General features: G+C 64.2%; 21 protein-coding genes. 12 read left to right on the top strand and 9 right to left on the bottom strand.

What is annotated here, in order from left to right; all coding sequences use genetic code 11:
- Positions 1 to 539 precede the first annotated feature (539 nt).
- The 12 genes from HPY44_04470 (at position 540) to HPY44_04525 (ending at position 12695) form a co-directional block, all read left to right on the top strand.
- Positions 540 to 1301 carry a hypothetical protein gene (locus HPY44_04470; GenBank protein ID NSW55242.1) on the top strand — a complete coding sequence of 254 codons (762 nt, stop codon included), beginning with the start codon at positions 540 to 542 and terminating at the stop codon, positions 1299 to 1301.
- Positions 1302 to 1390: 89 nt separating this feature from the next.
- Entirely contained in the window at positions 1391 to 2728 is a 1338-nt protein-coding gene (lysA, locus tag HPY44_04475) for a diaminopimelate decarboxylase (GenBank protein ID NSW55243.1), read from the top strand.
- Between the two features lie 75 nt (positions 2729 to 2803).
- Positions 2804 to 4126 carry a CCA tRNA nucleotidyltransferase gene (locus HPY44_04480; protein NSW55244.1) on the top strand — a complete coding sequence of 441 codons (1323 nt, stop codon included), beginning with the start codon at positions 2804 to 2806 and terminating at the stop codon, positions 4124 to 4126.
- Positions 4119 to 4346 carry a hypothetical protein gene (locus HPY44_04485; GenBank protein ID NSW55245.1) on the top strand — a complete coding sequence of 76 codons (228 nt, stop codon included), beginning with the start codon at positions 4119 to 4121 and terminating at the stop codon, positions 4344 to 4346. Before HPY44_04480 ends, HPY44_04485 begins: the two co-directional genes overlap by 8 nt.
- A gap of 80 nt (positions 4347 to 4426) precedes the next feature.
- Positions 4427 to 5050 (top strand): site-2 protease family protein, encoded by a 624-nt coding sequence (locus HPY44_04490; GenBank protein NSW55246.1) that lies wholly within the window; start codon positions 4427 to 4429, stop codon positions 5048 to 5050.
- 50 nt (positions 5051 to 5100) lie between these two features.
- Complete coding sequence (locus HPY44_04495; GenBank protein ID NSW55247.1) at positions 5101 to 6180, top strand: glucose-1-phosphate thymidylyltransferase; 1080 nt, start codon at positions 5101 to 5103, stop codon at positions 6178 to 6180.
- A gap of 41 nt (positions 6181 to 6221) precedes the next feature.
- A complete protein-coding gene (locus HPY44_04500) occupies positions 6222 to 7007 on the top strand; it encodes a segregation/condensation protein A (protein NSW55248.1) in 786 nt (261 codons plus the stop codon).
- Between the two features lie 51 nt (positions 7008 to 7058).
- Positions 7059 to 7730, top strand: a complete 672-nt coding sequence (gene scpB / locus HPY44_04505) for an SMC-Scp complex subunit ScpB (protein NSW55249.1) — start codon at positions 7059 to 7061, stop codon at positions 7728 to 7730.
- Positions 7727 to 9025: a D-alanyl-D-alanine carboxypeptidase gene (locus HPY44_04510; protein NSW55250.1), complete on the top strand. Its 1299-nt coding sequence runs from the start codon at positions 7727 to 7729 to the stop codon at positions 9023 to 9025. The genes scpB and HPY44_04510 overlap by 4 nt, the downstream gene beginning before the upstream one ends.
- The gene (locus HPY44_04515; GenBank protein NSW55251.1) at positions 8967 to 9689 is read left to right on the top strand and encodes an rRNA pseudouridine synthase; all 723 of its coding nucleotides are present in this window, start codon (positions 8967 to 8969) and stop codon (positions 9687 to 9689) included. Before HPY44_04510 ends, HPY44_04515 begins: the two co-directional genes overlap by 59 nt.
- Positions 9686 to 11212 (top strand): hypothetical protein, encoded by a 1527-nt coding sequence (locus HPY44_04520; protein NSW55252.1) that lies wholly within the window; start codon positions 9686 to 9688, stop codon positions 11210 to 11212. Before HPY44_04515 ends, HPY44_04520 begins: the two co-directional genes overlap by 4 nt.
- A gap of 28 nt (positions 11213 to 11240) precedes the next feature.
- Positions 11241 to 12695, top strand: a complete 1455-nt coding sequence (locus HPY44_04525) for a CCA tRNA nucleotidyltransferase (GenBank protein ID NSW55253.1) — start codon at positions 11241 to 11243, stop codon at positions 12693 to 12695.
- Between the two features lie 27 nt (positions 12696 to 12722).
- On the opposite strand, the gene HPY44_04530 is transcribed toward HPY44_04525, so the two are convergent.
- The 9 genes from HPY44_04530 to sixA form a co-directional block, all read right to left on the bottom strand.
- On the bottom strand, positions 12723 to 14663 hold the full coding sequence (locus tag HPY44_04530; GenBank protein ID NSW55254.1) for a hypothetical protein: 1941 nt from the start codon (positions 14661 to 14663) through the stop codon (positions 12723 to 12725).
- Between the two features lie 184 nt (positions 14664 to 14847).
- Complete coding sequence (locus HPY44_04535) at positions 14848 to 15777, bottom strand: DUF255 domain-containing protein (GenBank protein NSW55255.1); 930 nt, start codon at positions 15775 to 15777, stop codon at positions 14848 to 14850.
- A gap of 106 nt (positions 15778 to 15883) precedes the next feature.
- Positions 15884 to 17428, bottom strand: a complete 1545-nt coding sequence (locus HPY44_04540) for a hypothetical protein (GenBank protein NSW55256.1) — start codon at positions 17426 to 17428, stop codon at positions 15884 to 15886.
- A complete protein-coding gene (locus tag HPY44_04545; protein NSW55257.1) occupies positions 17425 to 18678 on the bottom strand; it encodes a hypothetical protein in 1254 nt (417 codons plus the stop codon). The genes HPY44_04540 and HPY44_04545 overlap by 4 nt, the downstream gene beginning before the upstream one ends.
- Before the next feature lie 153 nt (positions 18679 to 18831).
- Positions 18832 to 19518, bottom strand: coding sequence for a hypothetical protein (locus tag HPY44_04550; GenBank protein NSW55258.1), 687 nt, complete (start codon positions 19516 to 19518; stop codon positions 18832 to 18834).
- 46 nt (positions 19519 to 19564) lie between these two features.
- Positions 19565 to 20956: a HEAT repeat domain-containing protein gene (locus tag HPY44_04555; protein ID NSW55259.1), complete on the bottom strand. Its 1392-nt coding sequence runs from the start codon at positions 20954 to 20956 to the stop codon at positions 19565 to 19567.
- A 72-nt stretch (positions 20957 to 21028) separates the two neighbouring features.
- Positions 21029 to 23674 (bottom strand): HEAT repeat domain-containing protein, encoded by a 2646-nt coding sequence (locus HPY44_04560; protein ID NSW55260.1) that lies wholly within the window; start codon positions 23672 to 23674, stop codon positions 21029 to 21031.
- Positions 23675 to 23922: 248 nt separating this feature from the next.
- The gene (locus HPY44_04565; protein NSW55261.1) at positions 23923 to 24705 is read right to left on the bottom strand and encodes a Nif3-like dinuclear metal center hexameric protein; all 783 of its coding nucleotides are present in this window, start codon (positions 24703 to 24705) and stop codon (positions 23923 to 23925) included.
- 103 nt (positions 24706 to 24808) lie between these two features.
- Positions 24809 to 25261, bottom strand: a complete 453-nt coding sequence (gene sixA / locus HPY44_04570; GenBank protein ID NSW55262.1) for a phosphohistidine phosphatase SixA — start codon at positions 25259 to 25261, stop codon at positions 24809 to 24811.
- Positions 25262 to 25390: the final 129 nt, after the last annotated feature.

Raw genomic sequence — 25390 nt, forward strand, 5'->3', positions numbered from 1 at the left:
GAACCAGCGACAGAACCAGCGACAGAACCAGCGACAGAACCAGCGACAGAACCAGCGACAGAACCAGCGACAGAACCAGCGACAGAACCAGCGACAGAACCAGCGACAGAAAACCAGCGACAGAACCAGCGACAGAACCAGCGACAGAACCAGCGACAGAACCAGCGACAGAACCAGCGACAGAACCAGCGACAGAACACCAGCGACAGAACCAGCGACAGAACCAGCGACAGAACCAGCGACAGAACCAGCGACAGAACCAGCGACAGAACCAGCGACAGAACCAGCGACAGAACCAGCGACAGAAAACCAGCGACAGAACCAGCGACAGAACCAGCGACAGAACCACGACAGAACCAGCGACAGAACCAGCGACAGAACCAGCGACAGAACCAGCGACAGAACCAGCGACAGAACCAGCGACAGAACCAGCGACAGAACCAGCGGGGCCGGTAGCCCCACCGTTGGCAGAGATGGCGCTCGCTCCCATGGAGGCCGCCCAGCCCGTGACGGGGTCACCGCGACCCCGGACAGGGCTGTTGCCCGTCAAGCCCGAACTGTACCATGAAGGCGCTGTGACGGCGTTGCCGAGCATCAGCTTGTCTGCCCCACCGGCGGCCGGACCAGTTGCGCCGTCACCCGCTGAGCCGATCGTGACTCCCGTGGTGGTTGAGCAGCCAACGCCGACCGAACCCGTTACCGAACCCGTTACCGAACCCGTTGCCGAACCCGTTGCCGAACCCGTTGCCGAACCCGTTACCGAACCCGTTGCCGAACCCGTTACCGAACCCGTTACCGAACCCGTTACCGAACCCGTTACCGAACCCGTTACCGAACCAGAACCGGGACCGCGACGACTGGGATCACAGTCTCGGAACACTGACGTTACGACGGTCTCGCAGCCCTCGGCTGCTGGAGGCCGGAGCATCACGGCCGCCGATGCCGCTCTGCTGGCGGACAGCACCGTAGTCTATGCGGGAAAGGTTCTCCCGGCAGAGGCCCGACCGGAAGTGCATAACGGTGCGGTTATGATGTCGCTCAAGCACCTGTTCGAGGCGGCGGACGGGGCCGTATACTGGTTCCCGGACCAAAAGCTGGCCCGGGGTATCACGGCTCGCGCAGATCTCGCCGTGCGCGAGGGGTCGGACCGAGCTGTGCTCAACGGCGAAACGGTGCCGCTGAAGGCACGACCGATCGCATCCGAAGGCAGGCTGCTGGTGCCGCTGGAGCTGCTGGAGAAGGCCCTCGGTGTCACGATACGGTTGGACCCGGGGACGCGCCAGATCAACGTCCGGCGTTAGGCGAGTACGTGCACGCAATCGCATGGCAGCCCCGGGTGCGCCGGGGCTGCCTTAACACGTATGATACTCAATGAAACGAGGAGACGCTGATGGACGGCTCGGAAACCTTCCTGTTCGGCACACAGAGCATCAATGAGGCCGGGCACCTGACCGTGGGCGGATGCGACACCGTTGAACTCGCGAAGAAGTTCGGTACGCCGCTGTACGTTCTGGATGAGCAGTACATCCGGGACACCTGCCGCGCGTACCGCAACGAGTTCGGTTCGCGTCTCGAGCGCGTTGAAATCGCCTATGCCGGCAAGGCGCTGCTTTGCACCGCAATCTGCCACATCATGCAGCAGGAAGGCATGGCGCTGGACACCGCCAGCACCGGCGAGCTGTTCACCGCAGTCTCCGCGGGCTTCCCCTTGAACAAAGTAAAGCTGCACGGGAATTATAAGACCGACGAACTCCTGCGCAGCGCACTGGAGTACCAGGTCGGCCGCATCGTCGCCGACAGCATCACGGAGCTACAGCGTCTGTCGCGCATCGCAGTGGAGATGGGAAAGGAAGCCGACATCCTGATCCGCGTGGGTCCCGGCATCAAGACCCAGACCCACAGCTACATCCAGACCGGGCAGGCCGACAGCAAGTTCGGGCTGAGCATCGCTTCGGGTGCGGCCATGGAAGGAATCAAGCTTGCGCTTGATCTCCCAAATATCAACCTGCACGGGGTGCACTGCCACATCGGCTCTCAGCTCTTCGGCCTGGACTCCTTTGGCCGCGCCGTGGACATGATGATGGACTTCGTGGCCCAGGTGCGCGCGGAGACCGGCTGGGAAAGCGATGAGCTGGATATGGGCGGCGGACTGGGCATTGCTTATACGCCCGAAGACGCCCCTCCAACAGTCGCCGAACTGGCGGAGATCATCTGCCCGGCGATCATTCAGGCTGCGAAGCAGCGCGGCCTGAAACTGCCGAAGTTGATTCTTGAGCCCGGTCGCTCCATTGTGGGGCCGGCGGGGATCACCCTCTACACTGTTGGCCCGGTGAAGACGATTCCTGGGGTTCGGACATATGTCGCCGTGGACGGCGGACTATCCGATAACCCGCGCCCGGCCCTTTACGAGGCAGAGTACACCGCGATCATCGCAAACAAGGCGAACCAGCCGGCGACCATGGCGGCCAGGGTCGCGGGAGCCCATTGCGAGACGGACACGCTCATCCCCGACACCACACTGCAGCAGGTGGAAGAGGGCGATATCATGGCCGTCTTCTGCACGGGCGCGTACAATTACGCCATGGCGTCCAACTATAACCGTTTCCGCCGGCCCGCAATGGTCCTCGTGAGCGATGGCCAGGCTGATATCATCTGCAGGCGCGAGACCCTGGAAGATCTGGTGTCTCACGACGTCATTCCCGCGCGTCTATCCGGGGAAGGAGAGTAGCCGCCGGCGGGCTGCGAGCGGCTTCCGGAAGCCTTGACGTTCCCGGGGGCCCGCGCCGCCTGCTCGCTCGAGGGCATGCGCTCGCGACTGGTCCGGCAGTTGTCGCCTCCCGAAGTCGATCTATTGCGCCGTGCGGGCAGGCTCGCCCGTCAGCATGGTGTGCGCCTGTTCCTTGCCGGGGGCGCTGCTCGAGATGTCGCCCTGGAGCGTCCCCACGAGGACTGGGACCTCGTGGTGGAAGGCGATGGCATCGCCTTCGCTTTGGCGCTGGCCGATAAATGGGCAGGTCGAGCCACAGTGTACGAGCCTTTCATGACCGCCACCGTGCGTCTGGCTGACGGCACGAGTTTCGACATCGCCACGGCGCGACGGGAGAGCTACCCTTACCCCGGTTCCATGCCGCAGGTAGAGCCGGCCGAGATCATTGAGGACCTTTGGCGCCGCGACTTCACGATCAACGCCATCGCAGTCGGGCTTTGCCCCGGTGAATGGGGCGAACTCCTGGACCCCACCGGTGGCATGGCGGACCTCGACGGAAAACTGGTAAGGGCCCTGCACCCGCGAAGCTTCTGGGACGATGCAACCCGTATCGTGCGCGCCGTCGGATTCGAGCAGCGCCTGGGCTTCACTATCGAGCCGGAGACCTGCCAGTGGATCCGGTCCGCGGCGGCTGAGGGCGCACTGGCCACGGTATCGACGGAGCGCCTTGGGGAGAGCATACTCCCTCTGCTTCGCGACCCCGTGGGTCCCAGGGCACTGCAGCGAGCCAACCAACTCGGGGTAGCCCGTGCGCTGGGCGCTCGGCAAGCCTTCACGCGACGCTCTCTGCGCGCGCTGGACCTGGTGCCCGATGCGTTGCGCCGCCTTGGCGAGACCGGGCATCCCAACCGTCGCGCGGTCGCCTGTCTTGCCGCGCTCCTGTTGGGCCGCGCCGTGACCGCCGACCGGGTGATCCACCAGTTGCATCTGGACCGGTTCATGGCACGTGACCTCCGCAGTGCGGCACGTTTCTTGGGAATGCATGCAGGAGGGTTCCGGCCAGCGCGTGACGATGGCGAACTGTGGGAGCAGATGCGGGAAGCGGACTTCGGTGGTGTGGTGGCCCTGTGGTTCGCGTGTGAGGATGAGGCCGACCGTCAGGCGTTGGAGCGGTACTGGACCCATCTGCGCCATTGTCGGCCCGATTTTGAACCGCGTATGCTCCGGGAATTGGGCTATCCGCCCGGTCCGGCTTTCGGGGACGCACTTCGGGCGGCTGTCAGGGCGAAGCTTGACCGGGGATTGGGCGCCGAGGAGCAACTTGCGGTGGCCCGGGTCTTGCTTGACAGGGAATCGGGACACGACCGTCCGCCGTGGAGCCCGGAGAAGCCGTCGCGCGGAGGGAACCGGCGTGGATGAACTGATCGTTATCGAAGCCGAGAGCACCGCCGAAGGGATACGGATGGAGTACGAGTGGGTCAGTGCACTGCATGGGGAGCAGGGACGCGACTGGCAGCTGGTACGTCAGGCGCTGATCTTCCTCGACGACAAGAAGGTTGACGAGTTGCACATCCGTCTCGCAGACGGTACGGAGAAGCGCTACCGGTTCGATATTACGTCATTCTTTGGCAGATTCTGAACGCTGAAGCCCCGGCGAGGGCCTGGCGAAAGAGGGAATGGCCCCCTGCACACTCCGTCGTGCGCGTGGGGCACACAACCATGCCGCTCATTCATATGCTGGGTTCCGGCGAGTTCGATCTCGGGAGGTTCATTACCTGGATCGTTGCCCTGGCCCTGGCGATCACAATCCACGAGTTCGGCCATGCTTACCGTGCGGAGAAGGCGGGCGATCCTACCCCGCGCGCCCATGGGCGTGTTTCCCTGTACCCGTGGGATCACTATGACCCGCTGGGGACCACGCTGATCCTGTTGTTCGGCCTGGGCTGGGCGAAGCCGGTTCCTACCAATCCGATGAACTTCCGCCACCCACGTCGCGATGAGATCATGGTCTCCCTGTGGGGGCCGCTGGGGAACATAGTCCTGGCCATCCTGCTGGCGATCCCGGTGCGGTTTGCGCTGGTACCGGCGGAGTATGCCATGCCGCTTGTTGACATCATGTACCTGAACCTCCTTCTGGCGGTGTTCAACCTCATCCCGGTCTGGCCACTGGACGGCTCTCACATTCTGTCTGCGATACTGCCGGTGGAGACCGCCCGAAAGCTGGACCAGACGTACCGGCAATTTGGTCCGATGCTTTTGCTCGTGGTTTTCATGATCGCGGGAAGACTAGTCTGGCCAGTGGTCGATGGTCTCATGTACTTGCTCGTGGGACTTAAGCTGTAGCCCGGCTGGCCTAGTGTCGCTGCGGAATCATCTTCAAGGAGGCCTGCAGTATGCCCCAGAAGGCCGTTGTGCTGTGTGCCGGGGAGGGCAGTCGTCTCAGGCCGTTGACTTTCTCGCGTCCGAAACACCTCTTGCCCGTTGCCGGCAAGCCCATTCTGGGCTGGGCTCTGGACGCGATCCGCGAGGCGGGCATCGACGACGTGGCCCTCATCGTCGGGCACCAGGCAGAGGCCATCCGCCAATACGTCGGTGCCGGCGATGCCTGGAACATCAGCGTGGAGTATATCACCCAGGTCGCGCCCCTGGGTATTGGGCACGCAGTGAACCTCGCCCGGGATTATGTGGCAGGCGCCCCGTTCCTTGTCTACCTGGGCGACAACCTGTTCGAGGATGGCATTTCGGGGTTTGTCGAGAGAATTGGCGCCACCGACTGGGAGGCGGCGCTGATGCTCAAGAGGGTGGATGACCCGCGGCGGTTCGGTGTGGCGCGCATGGACGAAGATCGAGTCGTGGAAGTGGTGGAGAAGCCCGCGAATCCGCCGAGCAATCTGGCGATCGTTGGTGTCTACGCCTTCCGCGCCAATGTGTTTGACGCCATTGATTCTCTAGAGCCCTCCGCGCGTGGCGAAATTGAGATAACCGATGCTATTCAGCGCCTGATCCAGGAAGGCGTGCGCGTGACCGGCCGTGAAGTCCACGGAATATGGGAAGACGCAGGCGAACCTGCCGCTTTGTTGCGCACCAATCGCGAGTGGCTCGCCCGCATGAAGGGCCAGGAGCTTCGCGGCAAGGTGGAGGGCTGCACTTTCGAGGGTCCTGTGTCAATCGACACCGGGGCGATTGCAGTCAATTCACGGTTCATCGGGCCATGCAAAGTGGGCGCGAATTGCACGATTCGAGACTCAGAAGTCGGCCCGGATGTGGCGATTTCGGAGGGCTGCGAAGTCATCGAGACACGCCTGCGAAACTGCATCGTGCAGCGCAACAGCCAAATCCGCCATCTCGCCGCCGGACTGCTGGACTCGGTGCTGGGAGAGCACGTGGAAGTTCAGGGGCGCCCCGGGGATAGTGACGGCGCACCCCTGAGCCTTCTGCTTGGCGACATGGCGCATGCCAGGGCGATGAACTGATCGCGGGGAGCATTCACGCGTCGGAGGACGCTTCGAGGAACATGTCGGCACGAACGGACCCACCGCAGGGCCCGGCGGAGATGTTCCGCGGCTTCCCTGTGAAAATCGAGATATTTGAAGGCCCCCTGGACCTGCTCTTGCACCTTGTGCGGCGGCAGGAGCTTGAGATCGCCGAAATTCAGATCGCGCTCATTACCGAGGACTACCTGCGGCACCTGGAGACACTGAGCCAGGTAAGCGTGGACCTTGCGGGCGAATTCCTGGTGATGGCGTCCAACTTGATGTGGCTCAAGTCTCGAATGCTTCTGCCCCGGCAGGAGGAGGTCTCCGCCGAGGAGGACGAACTCCTGGAGGAGGAGTTCATCAAATCCGAGGAGGAATTGCGCCGGCGACTTGATGAGTACCGCGCCTACAAGGAAGCCGCAGGCATTCTCGCCGAGTCCCAACAGATGCGGCAGCGGGTGTTTCTCCGGGCCCTCACCCAGGAGGACGACATCGGCAGCGGTTTCGTCCCGCTGGGCGAGGTATCCCTGTTCGACATGGTCTCGGCGCTCCAGGAGATGCTCGCGCGCACCAAGGAGCCGCCGCCACAGGTGGTTCGGCCGCCTGAGATAACCGTGGCCGACTGCATCGAAGACGTGCTCCTGCGCCTGCATGGATCGCCCGGCCAGACCTGCCGGTTCGTCGATCTCGTCGACCTGCCCACGACGCGGGTTGTTGTCATCATGGTATTCCTAGCCGTACTCGAGCTCATACGACGCCGAGAGATACAATTGGCCCACGACAGCAGCGATGCCCGACAGATCGTGGTCGGTCTGGTTCACTAAGTCCATCCAGCACAACTCCAATATGAAGCGGGCGCGAGCTCGCGGAAGGCAATGAACGAGGACAAGCGGATCGTCAACACGCTGGAGTGCATTCTATTCGCGGCCAAGGAGCCGGTCCCGGTGGCGCGGCTTGCGGAGGCGCTCGAGCAGGAAGCGACGGATATCCCCCGGCTGCTGGAACAACTCGACAGGAGCCTGGCAGAGACCGGCATTCAGGTTGTCGGCCTGGCGGGCGGGTACACACTGGCGACGCGACCCGAATATGCTGACGCGGTGCAACGTTTTCTTGAGCCAGACCCCGAGCGACTTTCAGTCCAGGCGCTGGAGACCCTCGCGATCATCGCATATAACCAACCCCTCACCCGCCCGGAGATCGATGAAATCCGCGGGGTCAATTCCAGCGGTGCGGTGAATAGCCTGATCGAAAAAGGGCTGGTGCGGGTTGCCGGCCGTAAGGATGCCCCCGGCAGGCCGTTCCTGCTGGAGACGACGCCCCATTTCCTGTCCGTGTTCGGGCTGAAAGACCTCGCTGACCTGCCTGCGATCAGCTCTCTACGGCAGGCTATGGAAGAGCAGATGGCGGCCCAGGTCGCCGCACCCGAAGAAGCGTCTGCAGGCGAGGCCGGAGATATTGACGATGGGGTGGAAGCGGGTGAAGATGAACCGCAGGGACCACTCGCCGTCGAAAAGGAGCACGGCGACGAGGAGGAGCCGGACCAGTGAGAAGATCTTCACCGCGATACGCGACGATCCTGGCTGCCACGCTCAGCGCCTGCATCGTCCAGGCCGCGATGGCCGTGGCCGGCAAACCCTCTCCCGAACCGCCCGAGATCAGTGCCGAGGCGGCGATTGTGGTGGACCTGGACAGCGGGCTTGAACTGTGGAGCAAGAACGCCGATGCGCGTATGTACCCGGCAAGCCTCACCAAGATGATGACCGGCGCGCTGGCTATCGAGTACGGTGAAATGGACAGCGTCGTCACCATCTCGAAGGCGGTTGCCGATGTGGACGAGACAGGGCTGTATCTCGAGGAGGGGGAGCAGATTCCCTTTCGCGACCTGGTCCAGGCCGTGCTGATCTGGTCTGCCAATGACGCCTCGGCGGCGGTTGGTGAAGCAGTGGCGGGTACGGTCGAGGACTTCGTGCAACTCATGAACGAGCGCGCCGCCCAGTGGGGTGCGCGCGACACGCATTTCGTGAACCCGCACGGCCTGCACGATAACGATCACTATTCCACCGCCCGGGACCTGGCAAAGATCGCCATCCACGCCATGAGGTCGCCGATCTTCCGGCAGATCGTGGCGAAGCGCAGTTTCGAGATGGCGCGTCCGGAGTACGTGCTTCCCCAGAAGCCCGAAGACAAGGCGGCCCTCGAGCCCGGTGCTGACAGGATTCGGCGCATGGTGGTGCGCAAGTTCACAAATCGCAACCGGCTGCTCGAGCGGTGGGACCTGTGCAATGGGATCAAGACAGGGTACACGCGCCACGCGGGGAATTGCCTGGCAGCGTCGGCTACTTCGGAGGGTTGGACGGCCGTGAGCGTCGTGCTCAAGTCTAGAGACAGCTGGTCGGATGCCCGGACATTGCTGGAGTGGGCATTTGCGACCCATCGCAAGCAGCGGGTTGTGGAACGCGGACAGGGTGCGTGGACTGTGCGCGTTGTGGACGGACGCGCGGCGAATGTGCAGCTGAAGCCCAACAAGGACATCGACTTGCTCGTGCCTGCAGAGGGTGTGCGTGTCGTCCTCCGCCCCAATGTGGACGCCGTGGTGGCCCCGGTGGAGCAGTCCGAAAAGGTCGGCGAGCTTCTCGTGCTGCTATCAGGCAAGGTGGTTGGGCGCGCCCCGCTCGTGGCTGCGCAGTCAGTGCCCTTGAGCTTCTGGGGCCATCTGAAACGTCTGGCTCTTCCGCGTCCGGTGGAGGGGCTGCTACTGTGTCTGGGCGCAGGGGTGTTGCTGCTTGGAACGGCTGCAAAAGTTGCTTGCGCGCGCCGGGATCGCCTCCCGGCGCGCCGCTGAGAAGTTGATTGTTGACGGGCGCGTCACGGTGGACGGCGCAGTTGTTGATGTTCTGGGCGCTCGTGCGGACGCCGCAACCCAGGAGATCGCAGTCGACGGCGAACCGATCCGCATGCCCGATCAGACCTACCTGTTGGCGCTGAATAAGCCTGCCGGGGTCCTGTCAACACGCGCTGACGATCGCGGCAGGAGCACTGTGATGCAGTTTGTGCCTGAACACCTGCGGTCGCTGGTCTATCCCGTTGGCCGGTTGGACCTGGACAGCACCGGGCTCCTGCTCCTCACCAATGACGGCCCGCTGGCTTTTCGTCTGATCCATCCCTCATTCCACGTCCCGAAACGCTATGTCGTCAACGTCGCCCGGCCGCCCGACGACGCGCAGATCCACAAGCTCCGCCACGGTGTGGAAATCGAGGACGGGCGCACCGCGCCTGCCGAAGTCGAGCGCAGCGGAACTGACCCTTGCTGTCTCACAATTGTCCTGTATGAGGGACGCAAGCGCCAGATCCGCCGGATGCTGCGAGCTGTGGGCAATGAGGTGGTGGCCCTGAAACGAGTGTCTTTCGGCCCCCTGGAGCTGGGCGATCTGCCGTCCGGGAAGGTGCGCGAGCTAACTGCCGACGAGGCTCGGGCGCTGCGTGAGGCGGTGGGACTGGACAAGTGAAGTCCACCGGTCCCCTGAGGTTGTCTCCAGCCCTGGTCTGGCCCGTCACCGTTCTGGCGTCAGGGGCCGGCGTCGGTGCTGCTGCGCTGCTGGCATCGCGGCTGCTCCCAAGAGGACACGCGGATGTCTGGGAGTGGAAGCTGCGCACCGAGCCAATTCCTCCGCTGCCCTGGACGCTTCCGGCTGCCCTGGTGCTGTTGGTGCTGGTGATGGTCGCTCTGGACGCCCTGCGTGCGGGAGCAACGCCCTCGCGGGGACGCTGTGCGCTGCTGGTGATCCTGCTGACCCTTGGCTCAGGCGCGCTGATGATGTCCCTGGCTGTGGACGACCCGGAGTATCCCTACCGCGCATCCGCCGCGCTTCTCGCAGATATGACCATGGGCTATTACCTGGAAGCCACTCGCGTGGACAGTCCGCGCGACTGGGTGAGTGATGTCGAGAGACGTACCAGCCGGGCTTTCGTGCCTGAACGCGTGGCGACTCATCCACCGGGGCCGACGCTATACTTCAATCTCGCGCGCAAGTATCTTCTTTCCCATCCTCAAATGCTGGAGCGCCTTGCGGTTGCCTACGACCGGTGGTCCGGCGACAAGCAGCAGCAGGCATCGGTGGCTCTTGCGCGGCGCGTGGCGACCTTCGGTCCGAAGGCCCCGGATGTGGTGATTGCCTTCTGGTCCGGGCTCGTGCTGACCCTTGCTGCTCCGCTGGTGACGCCGCTCGCCTTTGGCCTGGGCACTCTTGCGGGAGGGCCCAGACTTGGGCTGACAGCGGCCACGATTGCTACGGTGATTCCGTCCCTCCAGTGCTTCAATCCCTCCATCGACGGCTTCATTGCCGTGGTGGCCTGCGGCGCGGTGGTCTGCTGGCTGTGGTGTTTGCGCAAAGGAGGAGGGATTCTGCCCGCATTCATTGCGGGTGTCCTGTGGTCGGCCGGTCTTTTCTGGAGCTTCGGGGCGGCTTCTCTCGCCGCGGTCATGGGCATGCAGGGCATCATGATCTGGCGCGATGCGGGGCGCTCCGGGCTGCCCTGGCGAGCCGCATCGGGCCTGCTGGCAGGAGTACTGGCGCCCATCCTGACCTGGTACTCCGTGCTTGGTTACAACCCGGTGGCCAACTTCGCACTTTCCATGGCGACGCAGGGCGAGATCATGGCCCAGCGCCCCGCCGGGCTGTCGATCGTCTGGAATCTGTATGATTTTGCATTGCTTGCAGGCCCGAGCCTGATCATTGCGGCTATCGCGGGTATCCTTCTTAGCCTTTCGCCGTCGCTCAGGCCGAGGGTTGTTGCGGCGGTGGGCCTGTCCGTATTGCTGACTCTGCTCGTTCTCGCTGTCTCCGCTCGAACTCGGGGCGAGGTGGGCCGCATCTGGGCGCTGCTCATGCCGCCACTCACCGTGCCGGCCGCGGTGCCCACGGTGGGACTGCGTGGCTGGGGGCTGATCACGGCGGGTATGCTCATTGTGGTCGGTCAACTGGCAGTCACTGTCCTGGCGAATTCTCAACTCCTGCTGGTGGCGCCATGAGGCCACCGCACGGGATATATGCCTCAAAATGACGATACAGGAAGCATGGGCAGCATCGCCGACCCGCACAGTGACCGCGCGAATCGCCCGTGAGCGCGGGATAGAATCGTATGCGGTAGGCGGCGCCGTCCGCGACGTACTCCTCGGTCGCGAACCGCACGACTGGGACGTGGCATCGCGCGATGCCCTGCGGCTGGCACGCGCAGTGGCTCGTGAGCTTCATGCGGCTTTCGTGTGGCTCCACGATATGCCGGCGACGGCGCGGGTGGTCATTCGCGGCGATCAGGATGGACAGACCCGTGAAGAGCTGGACTACTCGGATTTCCGTGGGGACACGATTGTGGAGGACCTGGTAGCCCGGGATTTCACCATCAACAGCATGGCCTGGCGCATGGATGAACCGGGCGGGGAAATTGCGGACCCCTGCGGCGGGCGCGATGATCTGTCCCGGCGGATCATCCGCGCCAATAGCCCGGCCGTGCTCCACGAGGACCCGCTGCGCTGCCTCCGGGCGTTCCGTCTCGCCTCGGAGCTTGCCTTCCAGATCGACCCCGTGACGGTGCAATGGATCGCCCGACACGCGCGCCTGATCGGCACGATCCCCGGCGAGCGCATCGGTGCGGAGGTCTTGCGGCTCGCGAAGCACCCGCACTTTCCGGAGTGGCTCAGGCGAATGGACGATGCGGGGCTCCTGGAGTACGTGCTGCCTGAACTGCCCGACCTGAAGGGTGTGACGCAGGGACCGTATCACCACCTGGATGTCTGGGGCCACACGCTGCTGGTGGTGGCGGAGATCGAGCGCATCTCTGCGGAACCGGAAGACGTGTTCCCGCAGTCCGCGGAGCCTGTACGCAGCTACCTGGCAGATCCCGACCGACTGGCGCACCTGAAGCTGGCCGGGCTGCTGCATGATGCCGCGAAGCCGCAGACGCGAACGATGATGGGTGCGCGAGTCCGTTTCCCCGGCCACGAACGGGTGGGGGCGAGCATGGCCCGGCGCATCGCTGAACGGCTGCGGCTCACCCGGGCAGGGCGTTCGGCCATCTGCAGGCTCACGGCGGAGCACATGCGCCCGATGCTGCTCGTGGACAACATGGAGGGGGCGCCGCCGTCACTGAGCGCCACCCGGCGGTTGCTGCGGGACACGGACCCCGACGGTGTCGGGCTGATCGTCCTGGCAGCGGCGGACCTTCTCGCTTGCCGCGGGCCGGGGACGAACATGGATGAACAGTACGCGAAACTGTCGGTGCTGGACAGTATGCTGGCGCGGCATTATGAATGGGAGCAGAGCACCCAGTTCGAGCCCTTGCTGCGGGGAAGAGACCTGATCGAGGAGCTGCACCTGGACCCCGGGCCGGTATTCAGCGTCCTTCTCGATGAAGTCGAGCGGGCCCAGAGTGATGGTGAAATCACCACGCGCGAGGAAGCTCTTGAGCTTGCGCGAAAGATGCTGCTCGAAGGGCCGCCCGAAGGCTCGAACTGACGCGGCCACCACCGGTGGGTGGGAAGCCTACTCAGCGGCCTTGGCGCCGAGGTGCACAAGAGCGTAGTTGTTGAGGCCGTGCAAGGACAGGTCACGTCCCCGGCGCACCAGTGCGCACCCATCAGTCTCCAGGATGCGCACCTGCGAGGGGTTCACTCCGGCGCTGAGCTTCAGGTCCAGACGCGACACCCGTGCATCACCGGGGTTCACCACCAGCAGGTAGCAGTCCTCGCGGTCCTCGAAGATGCGCCAATAGGCCGGCGTCGGCACCGTCTCCCCCTGGATCGCCCGCACACTTCGCGTTTCCATGATGCCGGCCATGAAATCCGCCAGGTAGTAGCTGAGTTCCTCGTCGGTGAATGTGTCCCGGGGCACGAGGGTGCAGCGACCTTTGCCGTACTGTCGCGTGACTGGCGCCCGATCTTCTGGTACCTGAAGCTCCGGGGGCACAGTATACGCACCGTAAAGCACCCGCCACGGCTGAGAGCAGAGATAGAGCAGCTCCCCGCCATTCTCCACGTAGCTGACCAGGCGCCCGGCCAGATTGTTTGAGCCGTCCGGGTCCACAGCGAGAAAGGTGTCGCAGACTACCAGGCGCGGGTTACGGACCGGATCGAGGGCCAAGAGTGTGTCGATGTCGGCCAGGTGGAATGTCACGCCGAGGCGGTAGAGTTGGTCGGCTACTCGCTCGTAAAGCGTGGCTGCCGGCCCGCGCACCTTCCACCAGTCCAGGTCCTGTCGGCTCACCAGCACCGTGGGCGGAGACTGCCACTCCTGAAGCAGCCGCTCATTGCGCTCCAGCATGGACATGAGTGACACCGCTGTCTGGTAGAGCGGCTTCGGCGTCCGGTAGCCGTCCACGAGTCCCCAATGCTCCCGGTCATCCCGGTCGCTGTGAGCCTTCGGGTCGCCGGCCCGCTGCCAGTCATCGCAGAATTCGTACAGCCCAATACCCGCCAGCTCCGGGTGAAGCAGGGCGCACGCAACGCTCCGGGTGAGTATCTCGCGCTGCTGATCCGGCGTGGGGATGAGCGTGTCAACGCCGGTCTCGGTAAGGAGAATGGGCCTGCCATGTGCGGCCGCGATCACCTGATCGATTGTGGCACAGTAACGTGCCCAGGACCGAGCGTCCTTCTTGAAGACATTGGCGCTCACGAGTTCCAGGAAAGGCAGGCGCACGCGCTCGGACGCCGGGTCCCACCGCACGCCCGTGGGTTCCTGGTAGGTGCTGGGGCGCACTACACCCACCGAGCGAAGGCCCTTCCAGCCCTCTTCGAGGAAGCCCGCGAACCCGTCGCGCATGAACAGCCACCATTCGTAGAACTCGGGCGAGGGCGTCAGACCCACTGGAGGCAGCACCTCGCTGAAGGACTGGCGATCTTGGCCCGTCAACTGTCTGAAGCGCTCCACTGACCCGAAGCGCCGGGCAAGCTCCTTCTGGTAGGCCGCCACTGTGCCCTCATCGAACCCGCCATAACCGAAGCCCTGGAGGTCGCCGCTGAAACCGCTCCAGGCGAAATCGTTGCCCAGGCTGACCGCGAGGACCCCGGGGTTGCCCTTGAGCGCACTGCCGAGGTCTCGGGCAGCGCCGTAGAAACCCTTGCGGTTCGCGGGGTCGAGATACGCCGGCACAGGAGCGGGCTGGCCGTTGATGAAGAATGTATTCTGCCCGGCCTTGTACGGGACGGTCGGAATGCACACGATGCCGTCCTCATACCAGCTGGAGACGCGCTCGGACGTTACCTGGCCCAGGGGAATTATGCAGTTGGCGCGCAGGCCGCGGATCAGGCGCCGGTCCAGGGCCAGCGTCGTGGGGGACAGGTCGGCACCCTCTCGCGGGTGGGTGGCCGAATATGCCAGGCCTCGCATGAATATGCGCTTGCCCTCGGCCGTGGTAAGCCAGGCAGCATCGCAACAGTGGGCCAATGCAATGAGCGCGAAGAAGGGCAGCACCAATCGGGTCATCATCAATCACAGTCTGGTCGGATGACGGCGCACACGGTCTGCTTGTTGGACCAATAGGCGCGGGCGAAGTTGCTACGGGGAGCAAACCGGGGGGGCGGTGCCATCTGCGGCCGGACGATGCCCCTCCCGGCGAGATGAGACGCCAAATACCGCAGCCGCCCTGGGCCGGCTGTGGCCCTGTGGCTGCTCAGTTACTGCTCAGCTGAGCGCGGATGTTGCGTTCCAGCTTGTCGGCCTCGATGGCCCAGCGACTCCGGTATTGCGGATCATTGATTCCGATCTGCCGGAAGGGCGCAAGAGTGTCCAGCGCCTGCCGCAAGGATGCCGGGGTGTTCTGGGCGTAGTGACAGACGGCGCGCCAGTATGTGGCTTCCAAGATCCGGTCCGAGTCAGGGTAGTCTTTCATGAACCGGGCCAATTCCCGTTCAGCCTTCACTGGATCATCCACGATGGCCAGGATGACCAGATCCAGCGTCGCATCCTCCAGGGCGCCTACCTTATTCTGCGGGTCGAGCTCCTTCGCGCGATTGAGGTGCTTGCGTCCGTCTTCGTAGTCCTCGACCTCGAGGAGCACGTGGCCGAGATCGGCCATTGCCCGAGCGTCATTGGGGTTAGCGTCAATGGCGCGCTTGGCTTCAACGATCTGTTTCGCCTGACCGAGTTTCACAATGAACCCCTCGGGCGGCGTATACCCCCAGAATGTGAAGTACGGATCACCCTTGGCGTTGGTGAAAACGTGGGCGGGCATGGAACCGAATCGAACCTGTCCGCCCTCCGCCTTCGAAACGGACCAGGCGTAGCGATCGATGATCGCTTTGTTGACCGTGAGGACGGAGTCCACAGCGCAGCACTCGAAATTCGCGGAGAGGAACGCCGCGATGGTCGGGCTGCTCAAGGTCTGGGTGCGCATCAACTGGCAGGCCTTCTGGGACGGGGCGAAGATGAACAAGTAGACGGGCTTGCCGGACTGCGCCGCGGCTGCCTGCGCGTCCTCGACCCGCGTATACCACTTGACATCCGCTCCTCGAGCAGCCGACACGCTCAGGAGAAGCAACACCGCAGCCAGCAAGATCGCCCGGCAATAATAGCTATCGCGCACCAGTGCTTGAGCATGCATGAAATCAGTCACCTCAGGTGTGGAAACGCCCCCGTGCGACGGGGGGTTCCGATGCAGTCGGTCAGATCAGGCGAATGAAACGACCGATCCGCACGAAGGTCCCGTCTCACCACGTCCATCGGGCCTGGAGAAACGCTTGATCGATGCGGTCATCATATCCAAGGCGGAAGGGCCCGTACTCGGCGGCAACCCAAAGCAGCTGAGGGTCCTCGAGGAGGGGCGAACTGCCGTCGAACAGGTCGCGGACACCATCAGGCATCTTTGCTAGGCCGATCATGGAGCGGACCTCGCGATCCCAGCTGGTGGAGAACATCAGACTGTCGGCCCCGATTGCCCGGGCTATTCGCGTCTCAGCCCAACTATGCAGCACGTAGTATCGATTGAGGAAGCGCGAGAACTTCGCCAGGGGCGGGTATGACGCCACGGTCATCCAGGGCAGGTAGACCTCGCCGGCAGCATAGGCCTTGTGTTCCTTCAGCGCGCGTTTGATCGCCGGCAACGACACTTCATCCGTCTCCACGAGAGTGTAGGGCTGGCCGGCCAGGCGAGCATAGGGCGACTGGGAGATCGTTATGGGCAGGCGATCTTCGTAGCGCGGATCATTGAGGAGTGATAGAACCCGGAACATCTCGAACATGATGGGCTGGATCACGTAACCGTCAAAGTCGAACTTGAGCAGTCGCTCGGGGCCTCCGGTTACGCCGGGATGAAGCATGAACGCCAGCCCGTCTTCCTCATGGATGGTTTCGATCACTCGCTTCATGGTCATCCCATCGGGGATGTGGTCAGTGGTGAACAGCGCCAGCACCGGCCCGGAGTGAGTATAGACAACCTGGCCGGGTATTACCAGGAAATCCGGGGGGATCTCGCGCTCCCGTTGCAAGCGCGCTGCGATGCGCTGGGCCTTCTGCCAACCGTCGATGCGGCTGCGGTCGGCAACTGCAATCGCCTTCAATCCCTTTCGCGCCGCCTCCCGGATCATCCGCTCAACCGAAGCAACGGAGTCATAGCTGATATTGCTGAGCACCCGCAAGTCCACCGCGATCTGTCCTTCGGGGGGCGAGATCTCCGTGAGCTCCTCGGGCAGCCTGGGAAGGAGGACGCTGCCGGCAAAGTCGGCAATGACGTCATCTTTCAGGTAACTGGAATCCTTCAGCAACGACAACAGGGAATCACTGGCCCATTCATCTGTGCCCCGGTTGAGATAGGCGTATGCGGCCGCCCATGCCAGGCGACGACCACGCTCGTCGGCGTCGGAGGCCAACAGCTCGACTTGGTCGCGCGCGATAACGAAGGGGTTGAATCGCCAGCGCTGGGTGAACCAGGGCGATGAGTAGAAATCCTCCTCGCACATCTGACCAAGGTTGGCTCCGGGATACAGATCGGGGAGGAAGCTCGGGCAGTAGAGAGCGCTCGCACCGAACCCGTAGCCGTGATCAATCGGGGACTGCAGGCGGAGCGCAGCGATGGGCTCGTTGCCGGCATGGGCGGCCGTCTCGGCGAGAGTGCTCATTCCCAGCGTGGCCGCGAAATCCTCGAACCCTGCGCTGATCGTGGCGGTCAGTTCCGCGTCCTGTGGAGACGCGCAGGGGGAGAGGGTCAGCAGCACGCCGACAAAAGCCCTGACTCGCCAGCCGCGGGTGACGTTCACGGGGCCATCGTTCCGTTGGCCTCAAGCGCGCGCGCCACAGCCACCAGGACTTGTGACCGGAGCTGTCTGCTGAGCAGGCTTCGACCGATCTCCGCGGCGCGATCGGGTCGGGTGGGCGCAATCCGGCAAGCGATCTCGGCCAGAGCCGGCTCGACAGTACCCGGATCGTCGATGGAGCCAAGCAGGTCGATGGCCGCATCGGGGTCCATCGCCGCTGTCCGCAGGGCGACTTCGGCCAGCCCTTCGTTCCTGAGTTCCTCGTTGTGGATGGCCAGAACCGTTTCGCGTGCACGGGTCGGGTCAATGGCGGCTAACGCGGCGGCCGCGTCGAGACGCGCCCGGTCGGCTGTCTCGCCTTTCTGGTCACCGAGGGTGCTCAGCGCGGCCTCAGCGAGAACCCCCGCGGCCTGGGCCCCTTCCCCGTGTAGCTCGGCCGCTGCCGCCGCAATCACAGCCGCGCGGTGAGGGCCGTCCGGTAGCTCCTGGGCCAGCGCCAGCGCAGCATCGGGTCGCGCTGATGCCAGCGCGACGGCGAGGCCGGCCAGCGCCGTGTTCTGTCCCTGCGCCTGGACGACCTCATCTACGAGCTGCCGGGCTTGGGTGAAATCAGTGACCGCCCACGCTGCCGCCAGTTCAACACGCGCAAGATCCGCACCAGCCTCCTCCAGCGGAATGGCGCGTACCACCGCAGCCGCCTCGCGGAAGGTGGCGGCTGCCAGGTCGGCATCGATGGTGGAGAGGGTCGCCGCCAGGTCACGCAAGGCGGCCGCCTTCAGGAGAGCATCGTCGAGGGAGCGCGCCGCCTCAAGGGCGCCGTTTGCCGAGTCCCTGGAAGATGGATGGCCGAGTGTGGCTGCGAGCGCAGTCAGTTCGCGTAGCACGACGGTCCGCTGAAGAGGACCTTTGAGTTCCGCGGCGATCGCCAGCGCTGTCTCCAGTATCTGGGCCGCACGGTCCGGATCGACGGTGCCGATGCGCCGCGCAACCGATCTCAGGGCTAACGCGCTGCCCATCTCCGTGCGCTCTGCGGTCGCATAGTCGATCGCGCGGGCGACAGCATCCTCATAGTGCGATGAAGCGCGTCCGTGCCAGACGGTGGCGATGTCGGCCATGCACAGCGCCCGGCTCTGCGGGTCTTGAGCGCGTTCGGCTGCCCTTGCGGCCTCGGTCAGCAGTCTCTCGACGGTCATCTCCTCCGCCAACGCTGCGGAATTGGCGATGAGGGCAACCGCGAGGAAAAGTGTTCGCATGGCGACCCTCCTTTCGCGCGGGACTTCGGACCAATGAGTATGACGCGCTCGGACGCCCGGAGTTTCACCCGGCTGCGGGAGCAAGACCTTGGCGCAACGAAAAGGGGACCGGAGCAATGACCGGTCCCCTGGATGGGCGTGACGATGACCGCATCAAACCCCGAAGGGGTTCGAGGAAGGTTTTTCCCATTCGTGCAATTGCGCGATGTAAGGAAGCGCAGCGGTCTCCTCTTCTTCGTCTTCCTCTTCGACTTCCGGGGGCGCCACCGGGGGTACTTCGGGCAGGCTATCGACGGGCTGGCCTTTCTTGAAGGTGCTCATCGGGATCTCGTAGGGCGCGCCATCGCTGGCATCTCCGAGCTTTTTCAGAGAGAGCTTGGCCTGATCCTGCACGGGGACCGCGGCCTGACCGTTGGCGAGGAGTGCACCCGCTCCGGCGCGCAGGTGGGCAACGGCCTCGCGATCGCCGATCTCGCCCAGGACCCAGGCAGCGCGTGCCCGGTTGCCCACGGGGAGATGAACGTTCTTCATGACCCCCGCCACCATGGTCAGGACCGGGTCCGGCTTTTCATCGGTAACGTTCTCGCGTCCCTGCTTGACCAGAGCGACGCCGGCCATGTCGAAGACTTCCTCGTCGCTCTCGAGGACCTCCACCAGCGCTTCAATGGCCCTTTCATCATCGAGGTTCGCCAGTTCCAGCACAGCTCGCTGACGAACCTTCACATCCATCGAGTCGATGTCCTCAGACAGGCGCTCCATCGGGTCGAGAGCGCAGCCGCTCAGGATGATGAGCGCGCCGCCGACGATGGCCAGAACAAGCAGGTTGCTTCGGTTCGGCATGGAGTATGTCCTCCCAGTAGATCAAGAGACGAGCTGTGGGCGGCGGCTATTCCTTAGGGACGCGCATGCCGAGTTTACGCATGCTCGCCTTCGCGGCCTCGCGTGCCCAGTAGTAATCGTCATCCAGAGCGTCGTTCAGAGCGGTCTTGAGCTGTTCTTTCACGGACGCATCGGCTTTGAGCGACGCCATGGAGTGGAGGGCCGCCGCGCGTACATCTCCGACTTTGTCCTTGAGTGCCTCCACCAGAGCCGAAGCAAGGCTGGCTGCGCCCTGAGAATCCCGCACCTTCTTGGCGACGTCGGCGAATGCATAAGATGCAGCGACGCGGACCTCGACGCTGGGCTCCAGTTCCGGCTTGATCGCGAGAGACAGGGCGTCGATGCATTCCTGCTTCGCAATCATTCCCAGCACACGTGCGCACTCAACGCGCAGCTCCCAGGTCTTGTCAGATGGCGGCGCGGGAGGCGCAACCGCAGGCGGAGGTGGTGGCGGGGGTGGCGGCGGCATTGCGGCCGCGGGAAGTCCAGGCGGGGCAGGCGGAGGCGGTGGCGGGGGCTCCACCCAGAATGAAGCGGCAGGGCGACCGCCAGCTGCCCGGGAAAGCTTCTCTGCATCCTGGAAGGCCTTCGTGGCCGTCTCCAGCGCAGTCTTCGCCGCGTCCACTGCAGCCTTGGCAGCAACCGGATCGAATGGCGGAGGCTCGGGCATCCCGGCGGCGGTTGGGTAGACGGTGATGCCGCCGATGGTTCCCGTCGTACCAGGCACTGGCGCCGGCTTCTTCACCGCGGGAGCGTCGTCGGCAGTTGCAGGCGCCGCGATGGTGGCGCCCGCCGGCGGCTTCGCGGCGAGTTCCGCGTTCTTGAGGGCAGTCTCGGCGTTCTTCATGGCCTGGAATGCGGTCCAGGCGACGGCCTCAAGAGCCTCGGTGGTGTCTTTGAGGATGGTAGACAGGTCGGAAACCGCAGCGTCATGCTTGAGCAGGCCGAGTGCGCGAGCGGCGGCAATTCGGACCGCAAGGTCCTCGTCCTTGTCCGCCAGAAGGGATTGAATATCCGATGCGGCATCCTTCGCTCCCATCCTGCCCAGGGCGAGGGCAGCGGCAGCACGTACGCTGGGGATTTCGTCTTTGAGCGCACCCCTCAGGGGCTCAACGGCCGCGCGAGTGCCGACCTCGCCGAGAAGCGTGGCCGAGCGCCACCTGGCAGGCGCAAAGCTGGACCCGAGGTGCTCCTCGTTCAGCAGCGTCGGGGTGATCGAGCCTCCCCTGTCCTTGAGCTGGTCCATGGCGTCCATGACCTTCGCATAGTCCTTCGAGGTCATGTCTGCCAGCAGCTTCCTGGTGGCCACGGCGCGCTGCCACCGGGTGATTCCGAACACGGCCACCAGGATTGCAGCGATGATGGCCAGCACGGTGATCGTGCGTCGATTCACAGTCATCAACTCGCGTTCTGGCCCGTGAGGGCCCGGACTGGCTTGACCCCACGCTAAGTACCGCCGGAACGGCGGCGTCTAGCGAACGCTCACGGAACGGATAGTGTTCAGCAGCTCTGCCGCTGCCTCAACCTTGTCGGGCTGCGGCTGGTCTTCAGCAGCCAGGTGCTTGATCAAGTCCAGCGCTTGCGCGTCGCCGATGAGGGGCAGAGTGGCGACGAGCCAGGCTCGGTATTCGTTGTCGTCCGACTCACCACGCGCCTCGAGCACAGGTTCGGTGGCAGGCTTGCCGATGGCCCCGAGAGTGGCCATGATCCAGAGCTTTTTCTCGGTTGGTTCGGTCTTCAGGCGCTCAAGGAGCTCCCAGACTACGTTCTCGCCCATCATCGACAGGCCGGCTGCAACCTTGGCCCGCAGGTCGTCGTCCTGGGTGCTCAGCATCAGATCGATGAGGGTCTTGCCCGCCACGGTTACCTCGGGCTTCGTGCCCGGCTGAACCTTTGGAGCTACTCTCTCGCCGATGCGAGCAACTGCCACGGCCGCCTGAGCGGCGAACTTGCTTCCCGGGCGCAGCATCTCTGCCAGCGGGGTGAGGCTGTCCTCCGTCCCGACGTACCCCAGCGCATGGATAGCCCGGTCGCGCACTTTCGCGGATTCTCTCTTGTCCGTGGCTGCGGCGAGAAGGATTGACAGGTTTTCCGTCTTCGCGCCTTCCTGCTCGCCCGAGCCCAGAACGGCGATGTCCTCAAGCAGTTCATGGGGCGCCACAGCGGTCTGTTCCGCCAGAAGGATCGCCGCGCGGCGCTTCGTGTTCTCGTCGCCGGAACTCATCAGTCTCTGCAGCGCTTTCTCCACGTCGCCCAGACGCCAGTCTCGGAGCACATCCATGGCCGCGTCGCGTACCTCGGAAGACCGGCTCTTGAGCGCCGCTACGAGGCCTTCGGTGGCACGCTCGTCAGCGAGTTCGTCCAGCGCTTTGATGGCCTGCACCTGAACGGGGGGCTCCTGCCTGGCCAGGGCGTTGAGGAGGGGCTCAACAGCGTCGCCGGCGCCAGTTCTGCCCAATGCCAGAGCGGCTTCCGCGCGAGCCGTCACAGGAAGGGACGTGTTCTGAAGCACCGCCTTGGCGGGACCTACGGCGTTGTAGCCCACCTCACCCAGGGCAATTGCCGCCCAGTGCGCCCGAACCTGTGACGAGGAGGAGAGAGCTGTGCGCAGGGCCGGCAGCGCAGCGTCGCCGATACGCGCCAGAGCCTCGATCGCCATGCTGTTCACCCGCGGATTGGCGCTCCCGAGGGCGTCGACGAGCACCGGGACAGCTGCGGGGCCCACGTTGGCCAAGGCGTCGCGGGCCGCGTGGTAGACCTTCCAGTCGGGGTCTCCGAGAGCCGCGGCAACCTGGGGCAGTACGCGCACGTCAGCGATGTCGCGCAGGGCGTCGGCAGCGACACGGCGAATCGCTACATCGGCATCCTTGAGCATGCCTCCGAGCGGAACGACTGCGTTCGTGCCGCCGATCTCGGCGATGGCCTGAGTCGCGATGAGACGGACCTCGCCTTCGGGATTGCCCAGGACGCTGCTGAGGGCCGGGATTGCCGATTCGCCCATGGCCGTCAGAGCGATGCGCAACTCAGTGGTGGCGCCCCTGCGGTTGGTTACGAGGGTATTCACAAGCGGGCCAACGGCGCGCAGATCGCCGATACGCCCCAGCGCCTCTACGACAGCCGCCTTGACCTCGGGCCGATCCCCAAGATGCGCGATCAGCACAGGGACCACGCCGTTGTAGATCGCGACCTCCCTCAGCAGACCCAGAGCCGTTGCGGCGCGGCGCTGGACGGCCCACTGGGAATCCTTGTTCAGACGGTCGATCAGGGGCTGCACCACCGGCACGGCGGCAGCCGGCGGCACCAGAGCCGCGGCCTGGTCGCAGATGACGCCGAGAATCCTGCAGGCATTGCCGCGAACGTCGGCGTTATCGAAGGTGAGCAGATTGTCGATGATCGGCTGGATTGCCGCAGCCTTCATGGCGACCAAAGTGGCCTCGGCTGTGGCCCGGGCGCGCATGTACTCCTGGGTTGACTCCTCGCGAACCGTGCCGTCGGGGAGTGTCTTCTGGCCGGGCTCGGTCTTCTGCATGATGGGGATGAGCCGGTCCGTGACGGCGGGCAGGGCGATGCCGGCGAGAATGTCGCGCACCAGGTCACGCACGTACTGATCCCAGGCGTCAATGAGGTCAATGCAGCCGTCGATGACGAGGTTGCCCATGTCCGTTTCCATGCCGGCCATGGCTTTGCCGATAGCAATGAGCGGTGCTTTGGCGGTCCCGCGGGTCACGCCGTCCTTGTCTTGGATGGCCTCAAGGAAGATCTCTACTCCGCGAGGTCCAAGGCGGCTCAGTATATACTGGTCGCGAGCCTGAACCGGAGCGTCCAGAACGGCATGGGTGGTGAGGAGTTCATAATAGGCCTCGTTGTCGCCAATGTAGGGAATGGCGGCAATCGCGTTGTCCATGACCCAACGCGGCCTGTCCTCCAAGGCTTCCATGAGTTTCTGCTTGGCCACGAGGACCCGGACGGCCTCAATACGCTGAGCCGGCGACCCGTAGGCGATGGTGTTGGCCAGCCGGTCCATCTCGGTCCGGCGATAGATCGCGATGATGACGATCGCGACAATCACTGCCACGATGATGATCCAGGTAAGGGGGCGCCTGGTTTTCTCGTCCACGGCGGTCAACTCCTCACGGGATGGAGCGTGATCAGACTCTACTGACCCATCCTGATGGCCGAATCGGCACAGACCGGGGCATCGTCTGCGACCCGGCATCGGACACAGAGGACGCAGACAGGCACCGGCCGCATGCACCCGCTACATACAGGCGGCAGGCGGCGCTGATGCCTCTGCCGGCCTTCGTTTCCCCCCGGCCTGCCTAGATTCCTCCTGCCGGAGCGTCCCTCACACTTTTTTTTCGCGCCTCAGACCGTGCGCCAGGGGCAGGGAACTTCGTGGTAGTGCACTGCAAGTCCCGGGAACTGGCGTCTGAGGATCTCCGCGAACTCCTGCAAGCCCGGGTTCTCGCTGACTGAGTGTCCCAGCTCGATCATGGGGATCCCGGCGTCTTCGGTGAACCGGAATGCGTACTCGTCACACTCGCCCGCGATGAGTACATCCGGGTCGTACTGCAGGAGACCATTCAGAAAGCCCACGTTGACGCTCAGCCCAAGGCCGCCCCAGGGAAGCCCGGCTCTGCGCACGACCCGGTCCAGGTCGCCGCTCACGCGCACGTGGGGCATGCCGACCCGCTCTTTCATGCGGCAGGCAAGATCTCTCACGGTGACAGGATCTATGTCGTATACGCGGTCGTATCCCTGGCGCACCGACGGTTCACCCAGCCCGAGCTTTCGCGCAAAGCCGTCCAGGATGCAGAAGCGGTCCAGTTGGCCGTGCGCGCGGTAGGCGGTGAGATCGAGTTTCGCGAGGCTGCCGAAACGTGCGGTGTTCACCGGCCAGGCCATGTACTTGTGCAGGTCAGGGTCCCGGAAGGTGTAGGGGACGTGGAGTTCCTCATGGTGTATGATCAGGTTGCAGCCCAGTCGGGCGGCGACCTCCATCGCCTCCAGCGTGGCCATGAAGCACACCAGAACGCCGCGGGTCTCCGTCCGGGGATTGCCGAACTTGAAGCCCTCGTCATCGCCTCGCGGGGGCGCCAGCGACTCGATGAAATCGGCCACGTCCGCGTGTGAGATAATGGGTCGCACGTCCCTGCCTGCGGAAGCTAGGTGAGAGGTGATAACATAGCCCATCAGGATTGCAGCGTCAATATCCAGTGGCCGCGCCAGGACCCGCTCTTCTGTCCCGGCCTCACCCCCGGATGAACTTCGGGGGTGACAACCACTTCAGCAACCCCCGGCCGGCGGCGATCTCCGCGCAGTCAACCAGCGCGATTCCGGCCTTCTTCATGTCAACGTTTCCCGCGCCCATGAGCTGCCCTATCATGGTGCTGAAGTCTGGCTCATGCCCGACCAGCATGACCACGTCCTCGGGACCGTGGCGGTCCAGGAGTTCGCGCAGGTCCGCCAGGTCCGCTCCGCTCGCGAGGAGGTCCGTGACCTGCGGGCGGATGCCCAGCGCGCTGCCGACGTGATCGGCTGTCTGAGACGCGCGTACCAGCGGGCTGGTGTAGATTGCACAGACAGTGACACCCAGCTTTCGCAGGGCTTTACCGACACGCTTGGACTGCTTCACCCCATCCTCCGTCAATGGGCGTTCTCCGTCCGGGAGGGCTTCAGCATGACGCAGGAAGTACAGTTGCATGGCAGACCACCTCGGCGAAGGTATTCGGCACAGTATTCGGCGCAGGTGCGGCATCTCCCTGCAGTGACGAAGGTGCTCCGCATGTGACCCACGAATAGGCTGACCGTTGAATCTGGGAGGCTGACCCCT

Source organism: Armatimonadota bacterium, assembly GCA_013314775.1.
Taxonomy (GTDB): domain Bacteria; phylum Armatimonadota; class Zipacnadia; order Zipacnadales; family JABUFB01; genus JABUFB01.